16 protein-coding genes are annotated in these 17,603 nt (G+C 61.7%); all 16 read left to right on the forward strand.

The window, feature by feature from the left end:
* The first annotated feature begins 9 nt into the window (after window positions 1-9).
* The 16 genes from ENJ54_02465 (at window position 10) to ENJ54_02540 (ending at window position 17,422) form a co-directional block, all read left to right on the forward strand.
* Window positions 10-987, forward strand: a complete 978-nt coding sequence (locus ENJ54_02465) for an NAD-dependent epimerase/dehydratase family protein (GenBank protein HFC08709.1) — start codon at window positions 10-12, stop codon at window positions 985-987.
* Window position 988: 1 nt separating this feature from the next.
* Window positions 989-2,833, forward strand: a complete 1,845-nt coding sequence (locus ENJ54_02470; GenBank protein ID HFC08710.1) for a hypothetical protein — start codon at window positions 989-991, stop codon at window positions 2,831-2,833.
* Window positions 2,830-3,792, forward strand: coding sequence for a glycosyltransferase (locus ENJ54_02475; GenBank protein HFC08711.1), 963 nt, complete (start codon window positions 2,830-2,832; stop codon window positions 3,790-3,792). Before ENJ54_02470 ends, ENJ54_02475 begins: the two co-directional genes overlap by 4 nt.
* Entirely contained in the window at window positions 3,792-4,922 is a 1,131-nt protein-coding gene (locus ENJ54_02480) for a glycosyltransferase family 1 protein (protein ID HFC08712.1), read from the forward strand. The genes ENJ54_02475 and ENJ54_02480 overlap by 1 nt, the downstream gene beginning before the upstream one ends.
* 17 nt (window positions 4,923-4,939) lie before the next feature.
* Entirely contained in the window at window positions 4,940-5,950 is a 1,011-nt protein-coding gene (locus tag ENJ54_02485) for a hypothetical protein (GenBank protein ID HFC08713.1), read from the forward strand.
* Window positions 5,947-6,852, forward strand: a complete 906-nt coding sequence (locus tag ENJ54_02490; GenBank protein HFC08714.1) for a flippase-like domain-containing protein — start codon at window positions 5,947-5,949, stop codon at window positions 6,850-6,852. Before ENJ54_02485 ends, ENJ54_02490 begins: the two co-directional genes overlap by 4 nt.
* Before the next feature lie 156 nt (window positions 6,853-7,008).
* On the forward strand, window positions 7,009-7,980 hold the full coding sequence (gene gmd, locus ENJ54_02495; protein HFC08715.1) for a GDP-mannose 4,6-dehydratase: 972 nt from the start codon (window positions 7,009-7,011) through the stop codon (window positions 7,978-7,980).
* Window positions 7,977-8,468 (forward strand): GDP-mannose mannosyl hydrolase, encoded by a 492-nt coding sequence (locus ENJ54_02500; protein HFC08716.1) that lies wholly within the window; start codon window positions 7,977-7,979, stop codon window positions 8,466-8,468. The genes gmd and ENJ54_02500 overlap by 4 nt, the downstream gene beginning before the upstream one ends.
* Window positions 8,469-8,727: 259 nt before the next feature.
* Window positions 8,728-9,678 carry a GDP-L-fucose synthase gene (locus ENJ54_02505; GenBank protein HFC08717.1) on the forward strand — a complete coding sequence of 317 codons (951 nt, stop codon included), beginning with the start codon at window positions 8,728-8,730 and terminating at the stop codon, window positions 9,676-9,678.
* A 22-nt stretch (window positions 9,679-9,700) separates the two neighbouring features.
* Entirely contained in the window at window positions 9,701-10,540 is an 840-nt protein-coding gene (locus ENJ54_02510; GenBank protein ID HFC08718.1) for an ABC transporter permease, read from the forward strand.
* Between the two features lie 48 nt (window positions 10,541-10,588).
* Window positions 10,589-11,851, forward strand: coding sequence for an ABC transporter ATP-binding protein (locus ENJ54_02515; protein HFC08719.1), 1,263 nt, complete (start codon window positions 10,589-10,591; stop codon window positions 11,849-11,851).
* Window positions 11,841-13,433: a hypothetical protein gene (locus tag ENJ54_02520; GenBank protein ID HFC08720.1), complete on the forward strand. Its 1,593-nt coding sequence runs from the start codon at window positions 11,841-11,843 to the stop codon at window positions 13,431-13,433. Before ENJ54_02515 ends, ENJ54_02520 begins: the two co-directional genes overlap by 11 nt.
* A gap of 83 nt (window positions 13,434-13,516) precedes the next feature.
* On the forward strand, window positions 13,517-14,521 hold the full coding sequence (pseB, locus tag ENJ54_02525) for a UDP-N-acetylglucosamine 4,6-dehydratase (inverting) (GenBank protein HFC08721.1): 1,005 nt from the start codon (window positions 13,517-13,519) through the stop codon (window positions 14,519-14,521).
* A 30-nt stretch (window positions 14,522-14,551) separates the two neighbouring features.
* On the forward strand, window positions 14,552-15,472 hold the full coding sequence (locus tag ENJ54_02530; protein ID HFC08722.1) for an SDR family oxidoreductase: 921 nt from the start codon (window positions 14,552-14,554) through the stop codon (window positions 15,470-15,472).
* Between the two features lie 49 nt (window positions 15,473-15,521).
* Window positions 15,522-16,514, forward strand: coding sequence for a Gfo/Idh/MocA family oxidoreductase (locus ENJ54_02535; GenBank protein HFC08723.1), 993 nt, complete (start codon window positions 15,522-15,524; stop codon window positions 16,512-16,514).
* Window positions 16,515-16,639: 125 nt separating this feature from the next.
* Window positions 16,640-17,422, forward strand: coding sequence for a spore coat protein (locus ENJ54_02540; protein ID HFC08724.1), 783 nt, complete (start codon window positions 16,640-16,642; stop codon window positions 17,420-17,422).
* Window positions 17,423-17,603: the final 181 nt, after the last annotated feature.

The raw sequence follows: 17,603 nt of genomic DNA on the forward strand, positions 1-17,603 counted from the left end.
GAGCCGCCCGTGCCCCACTATTTGGTAACCGGCGTGGCCGGTTTCATTGCTTCGCGCGTGGCCGAAATGCTGCTGGAAGCAGGGCATACGGTGGTGGGGGTGGATAACCTCAACGATGCCTATGACCGGCGCCTGAAAGATTACCGCCTCGCGCGGCTGACCAGCCGCGCGGGGTTCGTTTTCCATGCCCTTGATATTACCGACCGGGCTGCCGTGTTCGCTTTGGGCGAAGACGAATCTTTCGACGCGGTCATCAACCTGGCGGCACGGGCAGGTGTGCGGTACAGTGTCGAAAACCCGTGGGTCTACATCGAAACCAACACCACCGGCGCACTCAATTTGCTGGAAATGAGCCGTCGCACCGGTGTGCCCAAGTTCGTCCAGGCTTCCACTTCCAGCCTCTACGGCGAAGGCAATACCGCACCTTACCGGGAAGACGCCAATACCGATCATGTGCTTTCCCCCTACGCGGCCAGCAAGAAGGCCGCGGAAGCCCTGTGCTACACCTACCACCGCCTCTATGGGCTGGATGTGACCGTCTTTCGCTATTTCACTGTCTATGGGCCTGCCGGTCGCCCCGATATGGCGCCTTTCCGCTTCATTCAATGGATTAGTGAGGGTCGTCCCCTGCGGCTGTTTGGCGACGGCTCGCAATCGCGTGATTTCACCTACGTGGACGACATCGCCCGCGGCACGTTGCTGGGCCTGAAGCCCCTGGGCTATGAAGTCATCAACCTGGGCAGCGACCGGCCCTACACGGTCAAAGAACTCATTGCCCTCATCGAGCGTGCCGTGGGGCGCAAAGCAGATATTGTGCACGAGCCGCGTCACCCAGCCGATGTGGAAACCACATGGGCAAGCATCGAAAAAGCCCGCCGCTTGTTGGGATGGGAGCCCGCGGTAGCGCTGCCGGAAGGCATCCGCCGCACGGTGGCGTGGTATCAGGCCGAGCGGGCGTGGGCTGCGCAAATTCCAACGGGAGCATGAAGTGGCAACATTGCTGTTTCGGCGCTGGCGAGATAGGTTGAACGAGGAAAACCCTGTGTGGAAGGCCGTTGCGGCTTTGGGCATGGTTGTTTTTGCTGCTGTGGCTTTCCATTTCGCTCACCATCAGCAGCCGGTGCTGGATGAGGGAACTTACCTCTACAAGGGGCTGCTTTTTGCGCAGGGCGTCTATCGGCCCTTCCAGCCCGACGGCCCCTGGACCAACCACATGCCGCTTTCGTTCCTGATTCCCGGCAAGGTGCAGCAATGGTTCGGGCCGGGGCTGGATGTGGGGCGCTATTTTTCGATTGTGGCCGCGGTGGTGATGTTGCTGGGGTTGTGGTTGCTGGTGCGGCGTTTGAGCGATCGGCGCTGGGCGGCTGCCGCCGTGTGGGCTTTTGCCGCCATGCCTGCGGCAGCGAAAATTTATAGCCTGGCCGTTTCCCAGGCCTTGGTGGCGGCCATGTTGGTGTGGGTGGTGGCGCTGCTTGCCGATGAGCGCCCTGCCAAATGGCAACTGGCGCTGAGCGGCTTGCTGGCCGGACTGATGGTGATGACGCGCCTCAACATGGTGATTGCCTGGACGCTGATTGGGCTTTTTGTGACGTGGGCGTGGCCGCGCCGCAGCCTGTGGTTTTGGGGGGCTTCCCTGGTTGTTGTGCTTGGCCTGCATGCGGTGTATTGGCCGCGCATAGTCTGGTTGTGGGCGCGCTGGCTGCCATCGGTGGTGCATTTGCCATCTCAATTCGGCGTAGACCTCAGCCATGCGCCGCGGGCTGCGGTGGTCTCGGTGAGCGTATGGCAACGGTTGGCGGCGTTGACCAATGCGTTCTTGGCCTGGCCGCTGGCCTGGGCGGGCCTTTTCGCCGGCATGGCTGCCTGGACGGCCACACGGCCGTCACCCCGGCCTTCCTCTCGACGCGCCCTGGGGGCCGGCATTGTGCTGGTCTGGGCACTCGCACTGCTCCACGCCTGGGCTTCGGTGGGAAAATCTTATTGCGTGGACTGTTTCACGCCTTACAGCGGCTTTTATGCACCGTTGATGGTCGCTGTGGGGGCGGTGGGGTTGCACCAGGTGTGGGAAAACCCACCACAGCGGCGTGTGACGCAAGCGTTGGCGGCTTTGCTTTTCGCGGTCCTGGCAGCCAGCAATTTTCCTGCCTTGCTGAATGGGCTTTCGCACACTTTCCGGCGCATTGGCTTCCATGCCGGTGAGGTTTTCTTGCGGCGGATCATCGCCTGGCCGCATTTCCACGTGTTTCCCCAATTGTCCATGAGCGAGGCGGGGCGGGTGTTCTGGACGCTTGTGTTGCTTGTGGGCTTCCCCGGGGCGGCCTGGCTGGTGGGGCGATGGCATTTTGCTCCCCAGCGCGCCTGGCTCGTGGGGTTGGCTGCGTTGGCGTTGCTCTCTCCCCTCCCTTTGTTGAGCGGCGCGTGGCGGCCTTACGACTGCGCCCCCGATGTGCTCGCCGTTCACCGCCAGGCGGCTGAGGCCCTTGCTCGCGCGATCCCGCCCGGCGCCACGGTTTATTGGGATGCTTATCCCCCCACCGTGCTGCTCCGCACGCGCGAGATCAAGGTGTTTCCCCAACAACTCAATGACCATTACAACTTCCGGCAGGGTGGTGACCCGCAAACGCTGGCTTCCTGGGGCTACTGGAACCCGGCGCTGGCGCAGCAGTGGCTTGCCCAGGCCGATGTGGTGATTACGGATGAGCATGTTTTGCTCGATGGCCCGCTGCCCCCTTTTGAGGCTGCCGGTTTTGCCATTCGCCAGGAGATCTCGCTGGTGCCGGAATGTTTGGGGCGGCAGGGCAAACTGGAAATCATGACGAGGAGACAACCGTGAAACTCTCGGTGGTGATCCCGGTTTACAACGAACGCGAAAACCTGCCGCTGCTGGCGCAGGCGCTCCAGGAAGCCCTGGCCGATTGCCGCTATCCGTGGGAAGCCGTGCTGGTGGACGACGGCAGCACCGACGGCAGTGTGGAAGTGCTGGAACGACTGGCAGAAGCGGATGCGGAGCACATCCGTGTCGTCTTTTTGCGGCGGAATTTTGGCCAGACGGCGGCCATTGCTGCGGGCATTGACCATGCCATCGGCGACATCGTTGTGCTGATGGACGCCGACTTGCAGAACGACCCGCGCGACATTCCGCTGCTGGTGGCCAAACTGGAAGAAGGCTACGACGTCGTCAGCGGCTGGCGCAAAGACCGCCAGGACGCTTTTCTCACCCGGGTGCTGCCTTCCCGCACGGCCAATGCCCTGATTTCCTGGGTCACGGGCGTGCACCTGCACGATTACGGCTGCACGCTGAAGGCTTACCGCCGCGAAGTGCTGGAAGGCTTCCGGCTCTACGGCGAAATGCACCGCTTCATCCCGGCCTACGCGGCCTCGGTGGGGGCGCGCATCACCGAAATGCCGGTGCGCCACCACCCCCGCAAGTTCGGCCGCTCCAAATACGGCCTGATGCGCACCCTGAAAGTGATCCTGGACCTGTTCACCGTCAAGTTCCTGCTGAGTTATTTCCACAAGCCGATTTACCTGTTCGGCGGCCTGGGGCTGGCGCTGGTATTGCCCAGCACCCTCTTGCTGGTGTTCCTCATCATCCGCCGCATTTTCTGGGGCGTGGCGCTGTTCACCTCACCGCTTTTCCAACTCAGCCTGATGTTCATCATTTTGGGCTTCCAGTCCATTCTGATGGGGCTGATTGCCGAACTGCTGGTGCGCACCTACCACGAAGCCCAGGGGAAGCCGACCTATACCGTGCGGCGGGTGCTGAACCCGGCAGCCAAAGCAGAGCAGTAATGCGCATTCTCGTTTTCGTACACGAATACCCGCCGGTGGGCGGCGGCGGCGGCAAGGTGGCGCAGGAAGTCGCCCGCGGGCTGGCGGCACGCGGGCATGAAGTGCGCGTGCTCACGGCCCACCACGCCGGCCTGCCTCGCCGCGAAACCGATGGCGGGGTAGAAGTCTTCCGCCTGCGCTCGTGCCGCCGCGAGGCCTACCGCGCCGACCTGCGGGCGATGGGCTGTTATGTGGCCGCAGCCGCTCTCGCTGGCTGGCGCATGGCGCGCCGCTGGAAGCCCGACGTCCTCCACGCCCACTTTGCCGTGCCTGCAGGGGCAGCCGCGCGGGCCGTGGCACGGCTGACAGGAACGCCCTACGTGCTCACCGCGCACCTGGGCGACGTGCCGGGCGGCGCACCGGAAAAGACCGGGCGCTGGTTCCGGTGGATTTTCCCCTTCACCCGCCCCATCTGGCGCGGTGCGGCGCAAATCACCGCCGTTAGCGCCTTCACCCGCCGCCTGGCGCAGGCGCATTACCCCGTGAACATCCGGGTCATCCCCAACGGGGTGGACGTGGAAGCCCTGCGGCCGCGGGCCTTTCGCCTGCACCGGCCGCCGCACATCCTCTTTGCCGGGCGTTTCATGCCGCAGAAAAACCCTCTTCAAATTGTGCGTACCCTGGCGCGCCTGCGCGACCTTCCCTGGCGCTGCACGATGTTGGGCGATGGCCCCCTGCGGGCCGAGATGGAAGCCGCCGTGCGCGCCGAGGGGCTGGAGGGGCGCGTTGCCTTCCCCGGCTGGGTCACGCCAGAAGAGGTGCTGGCGTGGTTCGACGAGGGCGACATCCTCTTCATGCCTTCCCGCAGCGAGGGGCTACCGGTGGTAGGGGTGCAGGCGCTTGCCAAGGGGCTGGCCATCGTCGCCGGGAAGGTGGGCGGTTTCCTGGACGTGGTGGCTGAGGGAGAAAACGGCTTCCTGATTCCGCCGGAAGATACCGCAGCCGCGGCGGAGGCCCTGCGCGCCCTGCTCACCGAGCCGGAGCGCCTGCGTGCCTTCCGGGAAGCCAGCCTGCGCCGCGCCCGCCGCTTCGACCTGCAAGTCGTGGTGGCTGCCTACGAAGAAGTTTTGATCCAAGCCAGTGCTTTGTGAGGGATGCCGTGCAGTTGATGTTCAATTTCCATGACATTGTTGCCTTTCAACTGGAAACCGACGACGCGGAAGCCGCCGCGTTTTTCCGGGCCGAATATGGGGTGTATGTGAGTACAGACCTGCCTGCACACATACCGGTGGTGCAATTGCGCTTTCGGCGCGGCGTGAGGCACAAAGCACCGGCAAATTGGGTGCGCCACACCCACAAGGTGCTTGCCCGCTGGGCTTACCGCATTCACCTCGGCGATGACCAGGCGGTGATCGAAGCCGTGGGCAACCGTTGGGCTATTCCCATGATCCACCACATGCTGGTGCACCCCTCCCTGCGTTACCTGGCCGCACGGCGCGGTGTACTGATGCTCCACGCAGGTGCCGTGGCAGGCAGCGGGCACAGTGTGCTCTTCACCGGTCACGGTGGTGTGGGGAAGACCACCACGGTTTCGGTCCTGCTGGTGCATGGGGGCAAGGACATTGGCCTGCACGCCGACGATTACGTCTTCGTGACCTCTGAGGGCGCCACCTACTCGTATCTGACCCGCTCGCACCTGTACTGGCCGCTGCTTTCGTGGGTGCCCGAACTGCGCAAGCGACTTCGCGCGGTGGAGAAAATGCGGTTGTGGGTATTGGGGAACATCCGCCGCTGGAGCCATGACCGCATCAAGTGGCCTGTGCGGGTGGAACAGGAAAAACTCTGGCCCGGCAAGCCCAAAATGCGGCGGGCCAAACTGTCGGCGCTGGTATGGCTGGGACGCGCCGAAGGTGAACGGGCCGCGCTGCAGCAGTTTTCCCCCGCGCCGGAAGACATTGCCGCCTTGCTGGAAATGAACTTCCACGAAGCGCGCCATTTCCTGGCCCTGCTGCAGGCCCAGGACGAAACCTACGCGTCACAGATCGCCGCCTGGCGCGCACGGGAAAAGGAACTGTTGGAAAGGCTTGTCACGCACGTGCCTTCTTATCGCCTGACCATCCCCCGCGAGGGCAAAGACACCTCCTTTCTGCCCGATTTGCTCCGGCTGGTGGGCCAATGAAATCACGCCGCTGGTTTTGGGTAAAAGCCGCCGGAACGCTCGTGGCGCTGCTTTTGCTGGCTTGGCTGCTGGCACAGCAAGATTGGGCCGCGCTGCTCAGGGCCTTGCGGCGGCTTTCCCCACAAGTGCTGGTGGCAGCGTTGGGGCTGTATTGGCTTGGCCTGCTGGTGAACGCGTGGCGCTGGCACACACTGTTGCGCGGCGTGGACATTCCCGTGCCTTTTTGGAAAGCAGTACGCCTGACCCTCGCGGGGTCTTTCGCTTCCAACTTCCTGCCTTCCACCATCGGCGGCGATGCCTTGCGGGTCACCGGCATTCTGGACGTCACCGACACCCGCACGGCGCTGGCCTCGGTAGTGGTCGACCGGCTGGTCAACGTGACGGCAATGTACAGTTTTCTGCCGCTCACCTGGGAAACTTTCGGTACGCTGCTTCCCACCTTAGGGCAGGAAGGCGGCCGGGTGGTGGCTGGCGCGGGGGCTTTTCCCCGGAAGATATGGGCCTGGGTGCAGCGTTTCATGCAGGATTTGGGCGCCTGGGCGCGGGCGCCGCGCACGTTGCTGGCCGGGCTGGCGATCTCATGGCTTTCGCTTTTGCTCCCCTTCACAGCCGCGTGGCTTCTGGCGCGGGCGTTGGGCATTCCCGTAGCCTGGTATGAAGTGGCCGGCGCCACGGTGATTTCCTACACCGCGGCCCTGCTGCCGGTTTCCCTGAACGGCTACGGCGTGCGGGAAGTTACCATTGTTGGGCTCTACACGCTGTTGGGTGCAACCGTGGGGCAGGCGGTGACTTTAGCCCTGGTGACGCGCTTCCTGATGATGCTTTCCACCGTCAGCGGCGCGCCGTGGGTGAGCGAAGCAGTGCCTGAAAAGCATCCTCCTGAAAGCGGTGGAGGCCGGTAGGGGGCTTTCCAAAAGCAGCACTTACTTTTTGCGAGAAGTGGAGGGCGTTTTGTTTTGTGCCCCAAACTCCCCGGCGCCCCGCGCGGTAAATAAGGAAGGGCACCGGGCTTGCGGTATAATAAAGCGCTATTCTGAACCCGTCAAGGAGGTGCATCTGTGCCCACAGCACTTGTCACCGGTATCACTGGCCAGGATGGTTCTTACCTGGCCGAATTCCTGCTCGAAAAAGGCTATAAGGTCATCGGCCTGGTGCGGCGCACCAGCCGTTTGACTTACGACCGCATTCAACACCTCGTGGACCGCATTGAACTCGTCCAGGCCGACTTGCACGACCTCGGCTCGCTGATGGACGTCTTGCGCACCCACGAGCCTGACGAAATCTACAACCTGGCGGCACAATCTTTCGTGCCGACTTCCTGGAACCAGCCTGTGCTTACCGGCGAGGTCAATGCGCTCGGCGTGGTGCGTATGTTGGAAGCCATGCGGCTGGTGCGCCCCGATGCCCGCTTTTACCAGGCTTCTTCCAGCGAAATGTTCGGCAAAGTGCGAGAAACGCCTCAAAAGGAAACCACGCCGTTTTACCCCCGCAGCCCTTACGCCGTGGCCAAGGTGTACGGCCACTGGATTACGGTGAATTATCGTGAGTCTTACGATTTGTTCGCGGTTTCCGGTATTCTCTTCAACCACGAAAGCCCCCGCCGCGGCCTGGAATTTGTCACCCGCAAGGTGACCCACGGCGTGGCGAAAATCAAACTCGGCCTGGCCGACGAACTGCGCCTTGGCAACCTGGAAGCCAAGCGCGATTGGGGCTACACCGGCGACTACGTGCGCGCCATGTGGCTGATGTTGCAGCAAGACGAGCCGGAAGATTTTGTCATCGGCACCGGCGAAACCCACTCGGTACGGGAACTGTGCGAGGTGGCCTTCTCTCACGTGGGGCTGGATTACCGCGATTACGTCAAGCAAGACCCGCGCTTCTTCCGCCCCGCGGAGGTGGATATTCTGGTGGCTGATCCCTCCAAAGCCCGCGAAAAACTGGGCTGGGAGCCGCGAGTGACCTTCGAGGAACTCATCCGCATGATGGTGGACGCGGATCTGGAACGGCTGGAGCACAAATACCAGCGATGAGTGCCTTCCCGCCCGGCTTCCTCAGCGATGAGGATTTCTTCCACGTCGTCCAGCATGCGCCGTTGGTTTCCATTGACCTCATTGTGACCCGCCACGGAGGGCAAGAGGTGTTGTTGGGGCAGCGGCGCAATCCACCGGCGCAGGGCTGGTGGTTTGTGCCCGGCGGGCGCATTCGCAAGGGTGAAACCTTAGCCGATGCGTTCCAGCGCATTAGCCTGGCCGAAGTGGGCGTGCGCCTGGACATCAGCGAAGCCCGCCTGTTGGGCGCGTGGACGCACCTCTACCCCCAGGAGGCCTTCCGTGGCCTGCCCGTGACCGACATTCACTACGTCACGTTGGGCTACCATTTGGAACGCGATCTCGAAGCCGAGGCGCTGCCCGTGGAGCAACATGGCGCGTTCCGCTGGTTTCCCGTGGTCGCGGCGCTGGAAGACGCGGAGGTGCATCGCTACACCAAGTGGTATTTGGAAGCCCTTAGCCGCGGGTGAGGTTGCTGCGCCTCGAAAAACGCCTCCGCTTTTGGCGTGGAAGACGGCAATGCCGTTCCCCACGCCAAAAGCGCGCTGAGCGAAGGCTGTGAGCAGCCGCGGTCGAAACGCGCAGTGCCCTGCGCCTTCAACGGCAACGCTCGCTAACGCTCAGGGCACGGCTTGCAGCAAAAGATTGGCTGCTCTGAACACTACAAAAACTTGCGTCTATCGGTGCCCATCGGTGTCGCCGGTGGACTTTTTCCAAAGGAGCAACACCATGAGCAATTTTTGGGAAGGCAAGCGCGTTACCGTCACTGGCGGTGCGGGTTTCCTTGGTTCGTTTGTGGTCGCCGAGTTGCAAAAACGCGGTGCAATCGACATTTTCGTGCCCCGCAGCAAGGATTATGACCTGGTCAAACACGCGGACGTCGTCCGCCTGGTGGAAGACGCCCGCCCCGACATCATCATTCACCTGGCCGCGCACGTCGGCGGCATCGGTGCCAACCGCCTGCACCCCGCGGAGTTCTTCTACGATAACCTGATGATGGGCGTGCAACTGATGCACGAAGCCTGGAAGCGCGGCGTGGAAAAATTCGTCGCCATCGGCACGGTGTGCGCGTACCCCAAATTTACCCCGGTGCCTTTTAAAGAAGACGACCTTTGGAACGGCTACCCCGAAGAAACCAATGCCCCCTACGGCCTTGCCAAGAAGATGCTGCTGGTGCAGGCGCAGGCTTACCGCCAGCAATACGGCTTCAACGCCATTTACCTGCTGCCGGTCAACCTCTACGGGCCGCGCGACAACTTCGATTTGGAATCCTCCCATGTGATTCCCGCGCTCATCCGCAAGATGATCGAAGCACAGGAACGCGGCGAAAAACAAGTGGTGCTTTGGGGCGACGGCTCGCCGACGCGCGAGTTCCTCTATGTGGAAGACGCCGCCGAGGGCATCGTGCAGGCCGCGGAGCAGTACAACGGCCCCGAACCCGTCAACCTGGGCTCAGGTCAGGAAATCAGCATCAAAGACCTCGCCGAAACCATTGCCGACCTGACCGATTTCCAGGGCGAAATCGTGTGGGATACCACCAAGCCCAACGGCCAGCCGCGGCGCGCGTTGGATGTTTCGCGGGCGAAAAAATACTTTGGCTGGCAGGCGCGTACGCCTTTTTCGGAAGGCATCAAGCGCACCATTGCCTGGTTCCGGGAACATCGCCACGAGATCGCCTGACTTTTTGCCATTGAGAGGTGTTATGGCTTCCCCTTCGCCTGCTGAAGAAGTGACCATATTGCGCCCTTCCCGTGGTTGGATGGATCTCAACCTGCGGGAAGTGTGGCGTTATCGGGAATTGATTTACTTTCTGACGTGGCGCGATATCAAAGTGCGCTACAAGCAAACCTTTTTGGGCGCTGCGTGGGCCATCATCCAGCCGTTTTTCACCATGGTGGTTTTCACCTTGTTCTTCGGACGGCTGGCAAAAGTGCCTTCCGATAATGTTCCTTACCCCATTTTCTCTTATGCGGCTTTGCTGCCGTGGCAGTTGTTTTCCAAGGCATTGAGCCAGGCTGGTCGCTCGCTGGTCGCCAGCCGCAACATGATCACGAAAGTGTATTTCCCGCGGCTCATCATTCCGCTGGCAACGCTTTTCGGCGGGCTGGTTGATTTCTTCATCGCCTTCCTGGTATTGCTGGGGATGATGGCTTATTACCATGTCCCCTTGCTGCCGCGTATCTGGACCCTGATTCCCTTCCTGCTGCTGGCGCTGATTACGGCGTTAGGGGTGGGGTTGTGGCTTTCGGCGCTCAATGTGCTTTACCGCGATGTGGGCTACACTTTGCCCTTCCTGACGCAGTTCTGGATGTTCATCACGCCGATTGCTTATTCTTCGACCTTGGTGCCGCCGAAATGGCGGTTGGTGTATGCCCTCAACCCGATGGCAGGCGTGGTGGATGGCTTCCGGTGGGCGCTGTTGGGCACGCCTACCGGCCCCGGCCCTTCTTTGTGGGTTTCTGTTGCTGCTGCTTTGGTGGTGCTCATTAGTGGCCTCTACTTCTTCCGCCGTATGGAGCGCCAGTTCGCTGACCGCGTCTGACCCCAACACCTCGCAACCCCACAACCAGGCAACCAGGTGACTTCTCTCATGTATGCTCTTCGTGTGCACAACCTTGGCAAGCGCTATACTTTGGGCGCGCAGATCAACGCCTACGACACCCTGCGGGATGTCTTGGCTTCTAAACTGGCTCGTTTTGGCCGCAAGCCCTCTGCTGAAGAGGACGATACCACGCACATCTGGGCGCTGCGCCATGTCTCTTTTGATGTGCCGCAAGGCAGCGTGTTGGGCATCATCGGCAAAAACGGCGCGGGCAAGTCCACGCTGTTGAAAATCCTTTCGCGGGTCACCGAACCTACCGAAGGCTATGCCGAAATCCGTGGCCGGGTGGGGTCGCTGCTGGAAGTCGGCACGGGCTTTCACCCTGAGCTCACTGGCCGTGAGAATATTTACCTCAACGGCGCCATTTTGGGGATGCGGCGGGAGGAAATCGACCGCAAGTTCGACGAAATCGTGGAATTTTCCGAAATCGGGCGCTTTCTCGATACCCCGGTGAAGCGCTATTCCAGCGGCATGTATGTGCGTCTGGCTTTTGCCGTGGCCGCGCATCTGGAGCCGGAAATCCTGGTGGTGGACGAAGTGCTCGCGGTGGGTGATGCCGCTTTCCAGCGCAAATGCCTGGGGCGGATGAGCGATGTGGCCCAAGGGGGGCGCACGGTGCTCTTCGTCAGCCACAATATGTCGGCCATTCTCAACCTGACCAAAGAGGCCATTGTGCTCGAGAAGGGCCAGATTGCCTTCCGCGGCCCCACCCCTGAAGCCGTGGATTATTACCTCTCGTCCAGCATGACCCATTCTGGCGAGCGGCTGTGGAAAGCCGAGGAGATTCCGGCCAACGCTGCACCTTTCCGCCCCGTCGCACTGCGGGTGAAAGATGTCAGAGGCCGCACTACCGACGCAGTGCGCTCGACCGAGCCGGTGACCATCGAGGTTGAGTATGCCCTCGACGCGCCCATTCAGGGCTTGCGGGTGGGCATTTACCTCCTCAGCACGCGCGGCGAATACGTTTTTACTTCCTTTGACACCGATGACCAGGAAGCCTTCCAACGCTGGGAAACCCGCCCCGCGGGGCGTTATGTGAGCCGTTGCATCATCCCCGCCGACCTGCTCAACGGCGGGCGCTACATGGTTTCCATGAATGCCAGTGCGTACAATGTCAAGCGCTATTTTCAGGAAGACAACGCGGTTGCCTTCACTGTAGACGCCACCGGCGCGCCAGGAAGCCAGTGGGCGGAGCCGCGTCCTGGGCTGGTGCGCCCCCGCCTGGATTGGGAGATCGAGCATGAAGCCTGAAGGCGCCCGCCAAACCCTGAAAACCTGGCTGGGGCGGCTACCTGGCGTGGTTGAATTGGATTGGCATATTCGCCGCTCGCGTCCCCCTTTGCGCCGTCATCTGAAGACGCTGGCACCCTACCTTGCCGAATGGGGCCCTTGGGCTGCTGAACGGGCGCGGCAGGCCCCGCCTGGGCGCAAAATTGCCGTCTTCGCGGTGCTTTCGCCCTGGGTAGCCCAAACGGCGGTGCTTAGCCTTGCTCTGGCTGCCCAGGGGCATCGCGTCGCTTTGGGCTATTTCCCTTACCAGGATTGGTGGCAGCCTGACGACCGCTGGGGCTGGCGCAAGTGGTCGCTTTATTTGCGCGATTTGCTCAAGCCGGCCGCCGGTGCCTTCCAGGTTGTGCCGCTGCTCAACGAGCCACACGATCCCATTCCCTCGCATTGGGATGCTTCGCTTGAGCGCCTGAGCGCTTACGATGTGGAATACACCCGCCAGAGGGAGGGCGCCGACGCGGAAGACCCCCTCTACCCCTTGCGGCTGGCCCGTAATCGCGCCGCAGCGGCCGCGCTGGCCCATTGGTTGCGCCGGGAACACCCCGATGTTCTCATCGTGCCTAACGGCGCTATCCTGGAATTTGGCGTGGCTTATGAGGTCGCCCGCCGATTGGGCATTCCGGCCGTCACTTACGAATTTGAGTATCAGCGCGAACATGCCTGGCTTTCCCAGGGGGTGCCGGTGATGGAACTGGACACCACCGATTTGTGGAAAGCGGCTTCTTCAAGGCCACTGACGCCGCAGCAACTTGCCCGTTTGCAAGAAATGATGACCGCCCGCCGCGGTGGCCGCCCTTGGGAAACCCATGCGCGCGCCTGGCAAAACGTGGGGCGCGCCGGTTCGCAGGCTGTGCGTCAACGCCTGGGCCTTGACGACCGCCCGCTGGTACTCATTGCCACCAACGTCTTTGGCGATTCCGTCACCATCGGCCATCAGGTTTTCACCCGCGGCATGGGCGACTGGCTGGCTGAAACTTTGCGGTTCTTTGCCCGTCATCCCGAAGTGCAGGTTGTTGTGCGGGTGCATCCTGGCGAGGCAAAACTGGCCCCCGGTGGCACTTCCATGCTGGAAATTGTTTCCCATACGTTCCCTACATTGCCTGAGCACATCAAAGTGGTACCCCCCGACGCCGACATCAACTCTTATGACCTGGTTGAAATGGCGCAGGTGGGGCTGGTTTACACCACGACTTTGGGGCTGGAAATGGCGATGGACGGTGTGCCGGTAGTGGTCGCTGGGCGGGTGCACTATCGTGGCCGCGGCTTTACCCTGGATCCGGCGACCTGGGAGGCCTATTTCCATCTGCTGGAACAAGCCGTGACGCAGCCTGCCAGCCTGCGCCCTTCGCCGGAGCAAGTGGCGTTAGCCCGGCGCTACGCTTACCACTTTTTCTTCACTTACCCCCGCCCCTACCCGTGGCATATTGCCTTCTGGCGGGAAAGCCTGCAGCAGTGGCCCCTTCCCAGGGCTTTGGAAGAAACGCGCTTTCGGGAAACCTTAGCCGCCTTTGCCGGTGAACCCCTACATTGGGAGCAATGGGTTTGAACTTCAACGGCACGCGGCCAGCGCGCGTGTTCCCGAAAAGCCCTTTCCGGCGGCTCAAATTTGTTTTACAGGAGATAGCAATGATGGATTGGTCCAACCAAGTCGTCCTCGTGACCGGTGGCACCGGTTCCTTTGGTAAGAAATTCATCCAGGTGATGCTGAGTGAGTACCACCCGCGCAAGATCATTGTTTTCAGCCGAGATGAACTCAAGCAACACGAAATGCGGATGGGGGGCTTCGACCACCCGACGATGCGCTATTTCATCGGCGACGTGCGCGACCGAGACCGCCTGCGCCGCGCCATGCACGGTGTGGATATTGTGGTTCACGCGGCCGCGCTTAAGCAGGTGCCTGCTTGCGAATACAACCCGATGGAAGCCATCAAAACCAACATTTTGGGCAGTGCCAACATCATTGAGGCCGCGTTAGACGCGGGCGTGAAAAAGGTGCTGGCTTTGAGCACCGACAAGGCCGTCAACCCGGTCAACCTTTACGGCGCGACCAAACTGGCGGCGGAAAAACTTTTCGTGCAGAGCAATGCTTATGCGGCGGGCACGGCCACCCGCTTTAGTTGCACCCGCTATGGTAACGTAGTTGGTAGCCGTGGTAGCGTGGTGCCCGTTTTCTTGAAGCAGCGGGAAGACGGCCGCCTCACCATCACCGACCCTCGCATGACCCGCTTTTGGCTTTCCCTGGAACAGGGTGTGCGGTTTGTCATCCGCTGCATTGAGCAAATGGAAGGCGGCGAAGTGTTCGTACCGAAAATTCCCAGCACGAAAATCACCGACCTGGCACGCGCGATCGCCCCCGAGGCTGAATTGCAGACAATCGGCATTCGCCCCGGCGAGAAATTGCATGAAGTGTTGGTCAACGAGGATGAAGCCCGCCATACCGTCGAACTGGACGATATGTTCGTCATCCTGCCCAGCGACGAACAGGCATGGTTCGCGCAAGGCTGGAAACAGCGCGGCAAGCCCTTGCCGGAAGGCTTCCGTTATGCCAGCAACACCAATACCGAATGGCTGACGGTGGAGCAGATTCAGGCGCTTGTGCGGCCTATCGAAGAAGCATACGCCGCGTCGCGTTAAAGTCCCCTGCCCTTCATCGAGCAAACTTCTATGAGACTTCTCCTCACCGGCGTCACGGGTCTGTTGGGCATCAACCTGGCGTGGGAAGCCCTGCAAGCCGGGCATGAGATCGTTGGCGTGGCCCGTCGCCCGCTGCCTCGCGCCCCCTTCCGGGTGTTTTCGCTCGACCTTGCCGTGCCGGGCGCTGCCGAGGCCGCTTTCCGCATGGCGCGCCCTGATGCTGTGGTGCATGCCGCTGCCCTGGCAGACCTGGATGCCTGTGAGCGTCAGCCCGATTTGGCGACCCGCCTGAACGCCGAACTCCCCGGCGAGATCGCGGCGCTGGCAGCCCGTGACGGTGTGCCGCTGGTGCACATCTCCACCGATGCCGTGTTCGATGGCCAGCGCGGCGATTATACGGAAGACGATGCGCCGCACCCCCTGAGCGTGTATGCCCGCACCAAACTTGCAGGTGAGCGCGCCGTGCAGCAAGCCTATCCCGCTGCTGCGGTGCTGCGGGTTAACTTCTTCGGCTGGAGCCTTTCCGGCCGTCGCAGCCTGGCCGAATGGTTCCTCAACAATTTGCGGGAAGGGCGCACCATGCGCGGCTTTACCGATGTTTTCTTTTGCCCCCTGCTCGCGAACCATCTGGCTTCCCTGATTCTTGCGGTGCTTGAGCATCGCTTGAGCGGCCTTTACCACGCGCTCAGCCCGCGCTGTTTGAGCAAATATGCTTTTGGTGTGGCGCTGGCCGAGCAGTTTGGCTACGACCCTGCACACATTCAACCGGCCTCGGTGGCTGAAGCCGGGTTGGCCGCCCGCCGTGCCCGCAATCTCACCCTTCGCAGCGACAAACTGGCGGCATCTTTGGGGCAGGCACTGCCTTCTTGGGAAGACGGCCTTGCGGCTTTCCATCGCCAACATCTTGAGGGCTACCCCCGCCGCCTGCGCGCCTGGCACCAGCCTGCTTAGAAGCACCTTGCGCGCCTTCCCCAACCATTTCTTTCAGGGAACCTTGCCCATGCCCACCGATATTCGCTCGTCTTGGTCATTCCTTGTTCTCGGCGCTGGCTCAATTGGCAAGCGCCACATTGCCAATTTGCGTACGTTGGGCGTCGAGCACATCGGCGTGTACGATCCCCAGCCTGAGCGTCAGGCCGAAGCCGCAAGCCGCTGGGAGGTGGAAACCTTCCCCTCGTTGGAGGCTGCGCTGGAAGCCCGCCCCCACGCGGTGTTGGTGTGCTCTCCGCCGGTGTATCACATTCCCCAGGCGCGGGCGGCAGCCGAAGCCGGGGCGCACCTGTTTTTGGAAAAGCCCCTTGCTGCCAGCATGGAGGGTGTGGACGACCTCATTGCAGCGGTCGAAGCCCGCGGCTTGCGCACCCTGGTGGGCTGTAATTTCCGCTTTCACCCCGGCTTGCAGCGTTTGAAGGCGTTGCTTGACGAAGGCGTTTTGGGTGAGGTCATCTTCGCGCGAGCGGTTTTCGGCCAATACCTCCCCGACTGGCACCCGTGGGAAGACTACCGCCGCGGTTACAGCGCCCGCCGCGACCTCGGCGGCGGTATCGTCCTCGACCGCATTCATGAACTGGATTACCTCGTGTGGCTGTTTGGGCCGGTGGCCGAGGCCCGCGGTTGGGTGGTCCATTCGCACACGCTGGAAATCGAAACCGAAGACCTCGCCGAAGGGTGGCTGCGCTTCCGTAGCGGCGTGAGGGCTTCGCTGCATACCGATTACCTCAACCGCCGCTACACCTGCCGTGCCGAAGTGCTGGGCACGGAAGGAACGGCCTGGTGGGATTTCAGCGGTCACAGCCTGCAAGTTTATCGCGCTGCCGATGGTGAGATGCAGACCTGGTCATGGCCGCACTACGAAGTCAATGCGATGTATGTTGCCGAAATGGCGCATTTCCTGCGCGTGTTGGCGGGCGAAGAGGAAAGCATCAAGGATCTGAGGCAGGCAAAGCATATTTTGGAGACCGCGTTGCGCTTGAAGGATACTGGGATGCCCTGATGTCTGGTTGCCGTGATGCCCCGAGGCCAGACTGCCGAATTCCCGCCGGGCAACAGGGCCTCCGGGCATCTGGGCATCGTTGCATCTGGGCACTCTTGTGTTCCGGCATCCCCAAGGAGTAGTTTATGACGAGAATCGTCGGCATCATTCAGGCCCGCACGGGGTCCAGCCGCCTGCCGAAGAAAACCCTGGCCGACCTGGCGGGTGCGCCTTTCCTTGCCCGCGTCATTGAGCGAATGCGCCACTGTGAAACGCTCGATGCCCTGGTGTTGGCGACGACGGCCGAACCTTCCGATGACCCGCTGGCCGAGTTAGCGGCTTCGTTGGGCGTGGCTGTTTACCGCGGGGCAGTGGATGACGTCCTCGACCGTTTCACGCAGGCTGCCCGCATGGTCGACGCGACACTCATCGTGCGCATTACCGCCGACGACCCTTTCAAAGACCCCGCCATCACCGACCGAGCGGTGCGCCTTTGGCTGGAACGCCCTGCCGAGTTGGATTACGTCAGCAACACGCTCAAACCGACCTACCCCGAAGGCCTGGATATTGAGGTTTTCACCCGTCAGGCGTTGGAGCGTGCCTGGCATGAGGCCAGCCTGCCTTCGGAGCGTGAACATGTCACGCCCTACATGTGGAAGCACCCCGAGCGTTTCCGAATTCTCAACTTCGAGCACGAGCGCGACCTCTCTCACCTGCGCTGGACGGTGGACTACCCCGCCGACCTGACCTTTGCCCGCGCCGTGTATGCGCGGCTGTATCGGGCGGGGGAAGTCTTCCTGATGGAAGACATTTTGCGCCTGCTGGAAGCCGAGCCGGAACTGGCGCGCCTCAACGCGGGCATTCGCCGCAACGAAGGCTACTTGAAATCGCTGGCCGAGGATGAAAAACACCGCCAGCAAAAGGCCTGAACATTGGAGAGCGCAAGCGAAGCCCGGCGCTGAAGGAGGGGAGCACTCAAATGTTGTAGAAAAGGAGTCCTCTGGTATAACAGAGATAAACGCATCATCTATCTCTCACCAAAGGACTCCCAAATGAAGTCTACCACAGAACGCATCACCCAAATCAAAGACCTCATCGTTGCTGAACTTC

Source organism: Chloroflexota bacterium (genome assembly GCA_011322445.1).
Taxonomy (GTDB): Bacteria; Chloroflexota; Anaerolineae; order Anaerolineales; family DRMV01; genus DRMV01.

What these genes read in the sequence shown, in the direction of transcription:
- ENJ54_02480 (HFC08712.1), top strand. Translation starts at nt 3,792, where the DNA reads ATGCGCATTCTCGTTTTCGTACACGAATACCCGCCGGTGGGCGGCGGC.
- ENJ54_02485 (HFC08713.1), top strand. Translation starts at nt 4,940, where the DNA reads ATGTTCAATTTCCATGACATTGTTGCCTTTCAACTGGAAACCGACGAC.
- ENJ54_02490 (HFC08714.1), top strand. Translation starts at nt 5,947, where the DNA reads ATGAAATCACGCCGCTGGTTTTGGGTAAAAGCCGCCGGAACGCTCGTG.
- ENJ54_02500 (HFC08716.1), top strand. Translation starts at nt 7,977, where the DNA reads ATGAGTGCCTTCCCGCCCGGCTTCCTCAGCGATGAGGATTTCTTCCAC.
- ENJ54_02505 (HFC08717.1), top strand. Translation starts at nt 8,728, where the DNA reads ATGAGCAATTTTTGGGAAGGCAAGCGCGTTACCGTCACTGGCGGTGCG.
- ENJ54_02510 (HFC08718.1), top strand. Translation starts at nt 9,701, where the DNA reads ATGGCTTCCCCTTCGCCTGCTGAAGAAGTGACCATATTGCGCCCTTCC.
- ENJ54_02515 (HFC08719.1), top strand. Translation starts at nt 10,589, where the DNA reads ATGTATGCTCTTCGTGTGCACAACCTTGGCAAGCGCTATACTTTGGGC.
- ENJ54_02520 (HFC08720.1), top strand. Translation starts at nt 11,841, where the DNA reads ATGAAGCCTGAAGGCGCCCGCCAAACCCTGAAAACCTGGCTGGGGCGG.
- pseB (HFC08721.1), top strand. Translation starts at nt 13,517, where the DNA reads ATGGATTGGTCCAACCAAGTCGTCCTCGTGACCGGTGGCACCGGTTCC.
- ENJ54_02530 (HFC08722.1), top strand. Translation starts at nt 14,552, where the DNA reads ATGAGACTTCTCCTCACCGGCGTCACGGGTCTGTTGGGCATCAACCTG.
- ENJ54_02535 (HFC08723.1), top strand. Translation starts at nt 15,522, where the DNA reads ATGCCCACCGATATTCGCTCGTCTTGGTCATTCCTTGTTCTCGGCGCT.
- ENJ54_02540 (HFC08724.1), top strand. Translation starts at nt 16,640, where the DNA reads ATGACGAGAATCGTCGGCATCATTCAGGCCCGCACGGGGTCCAGCCGC.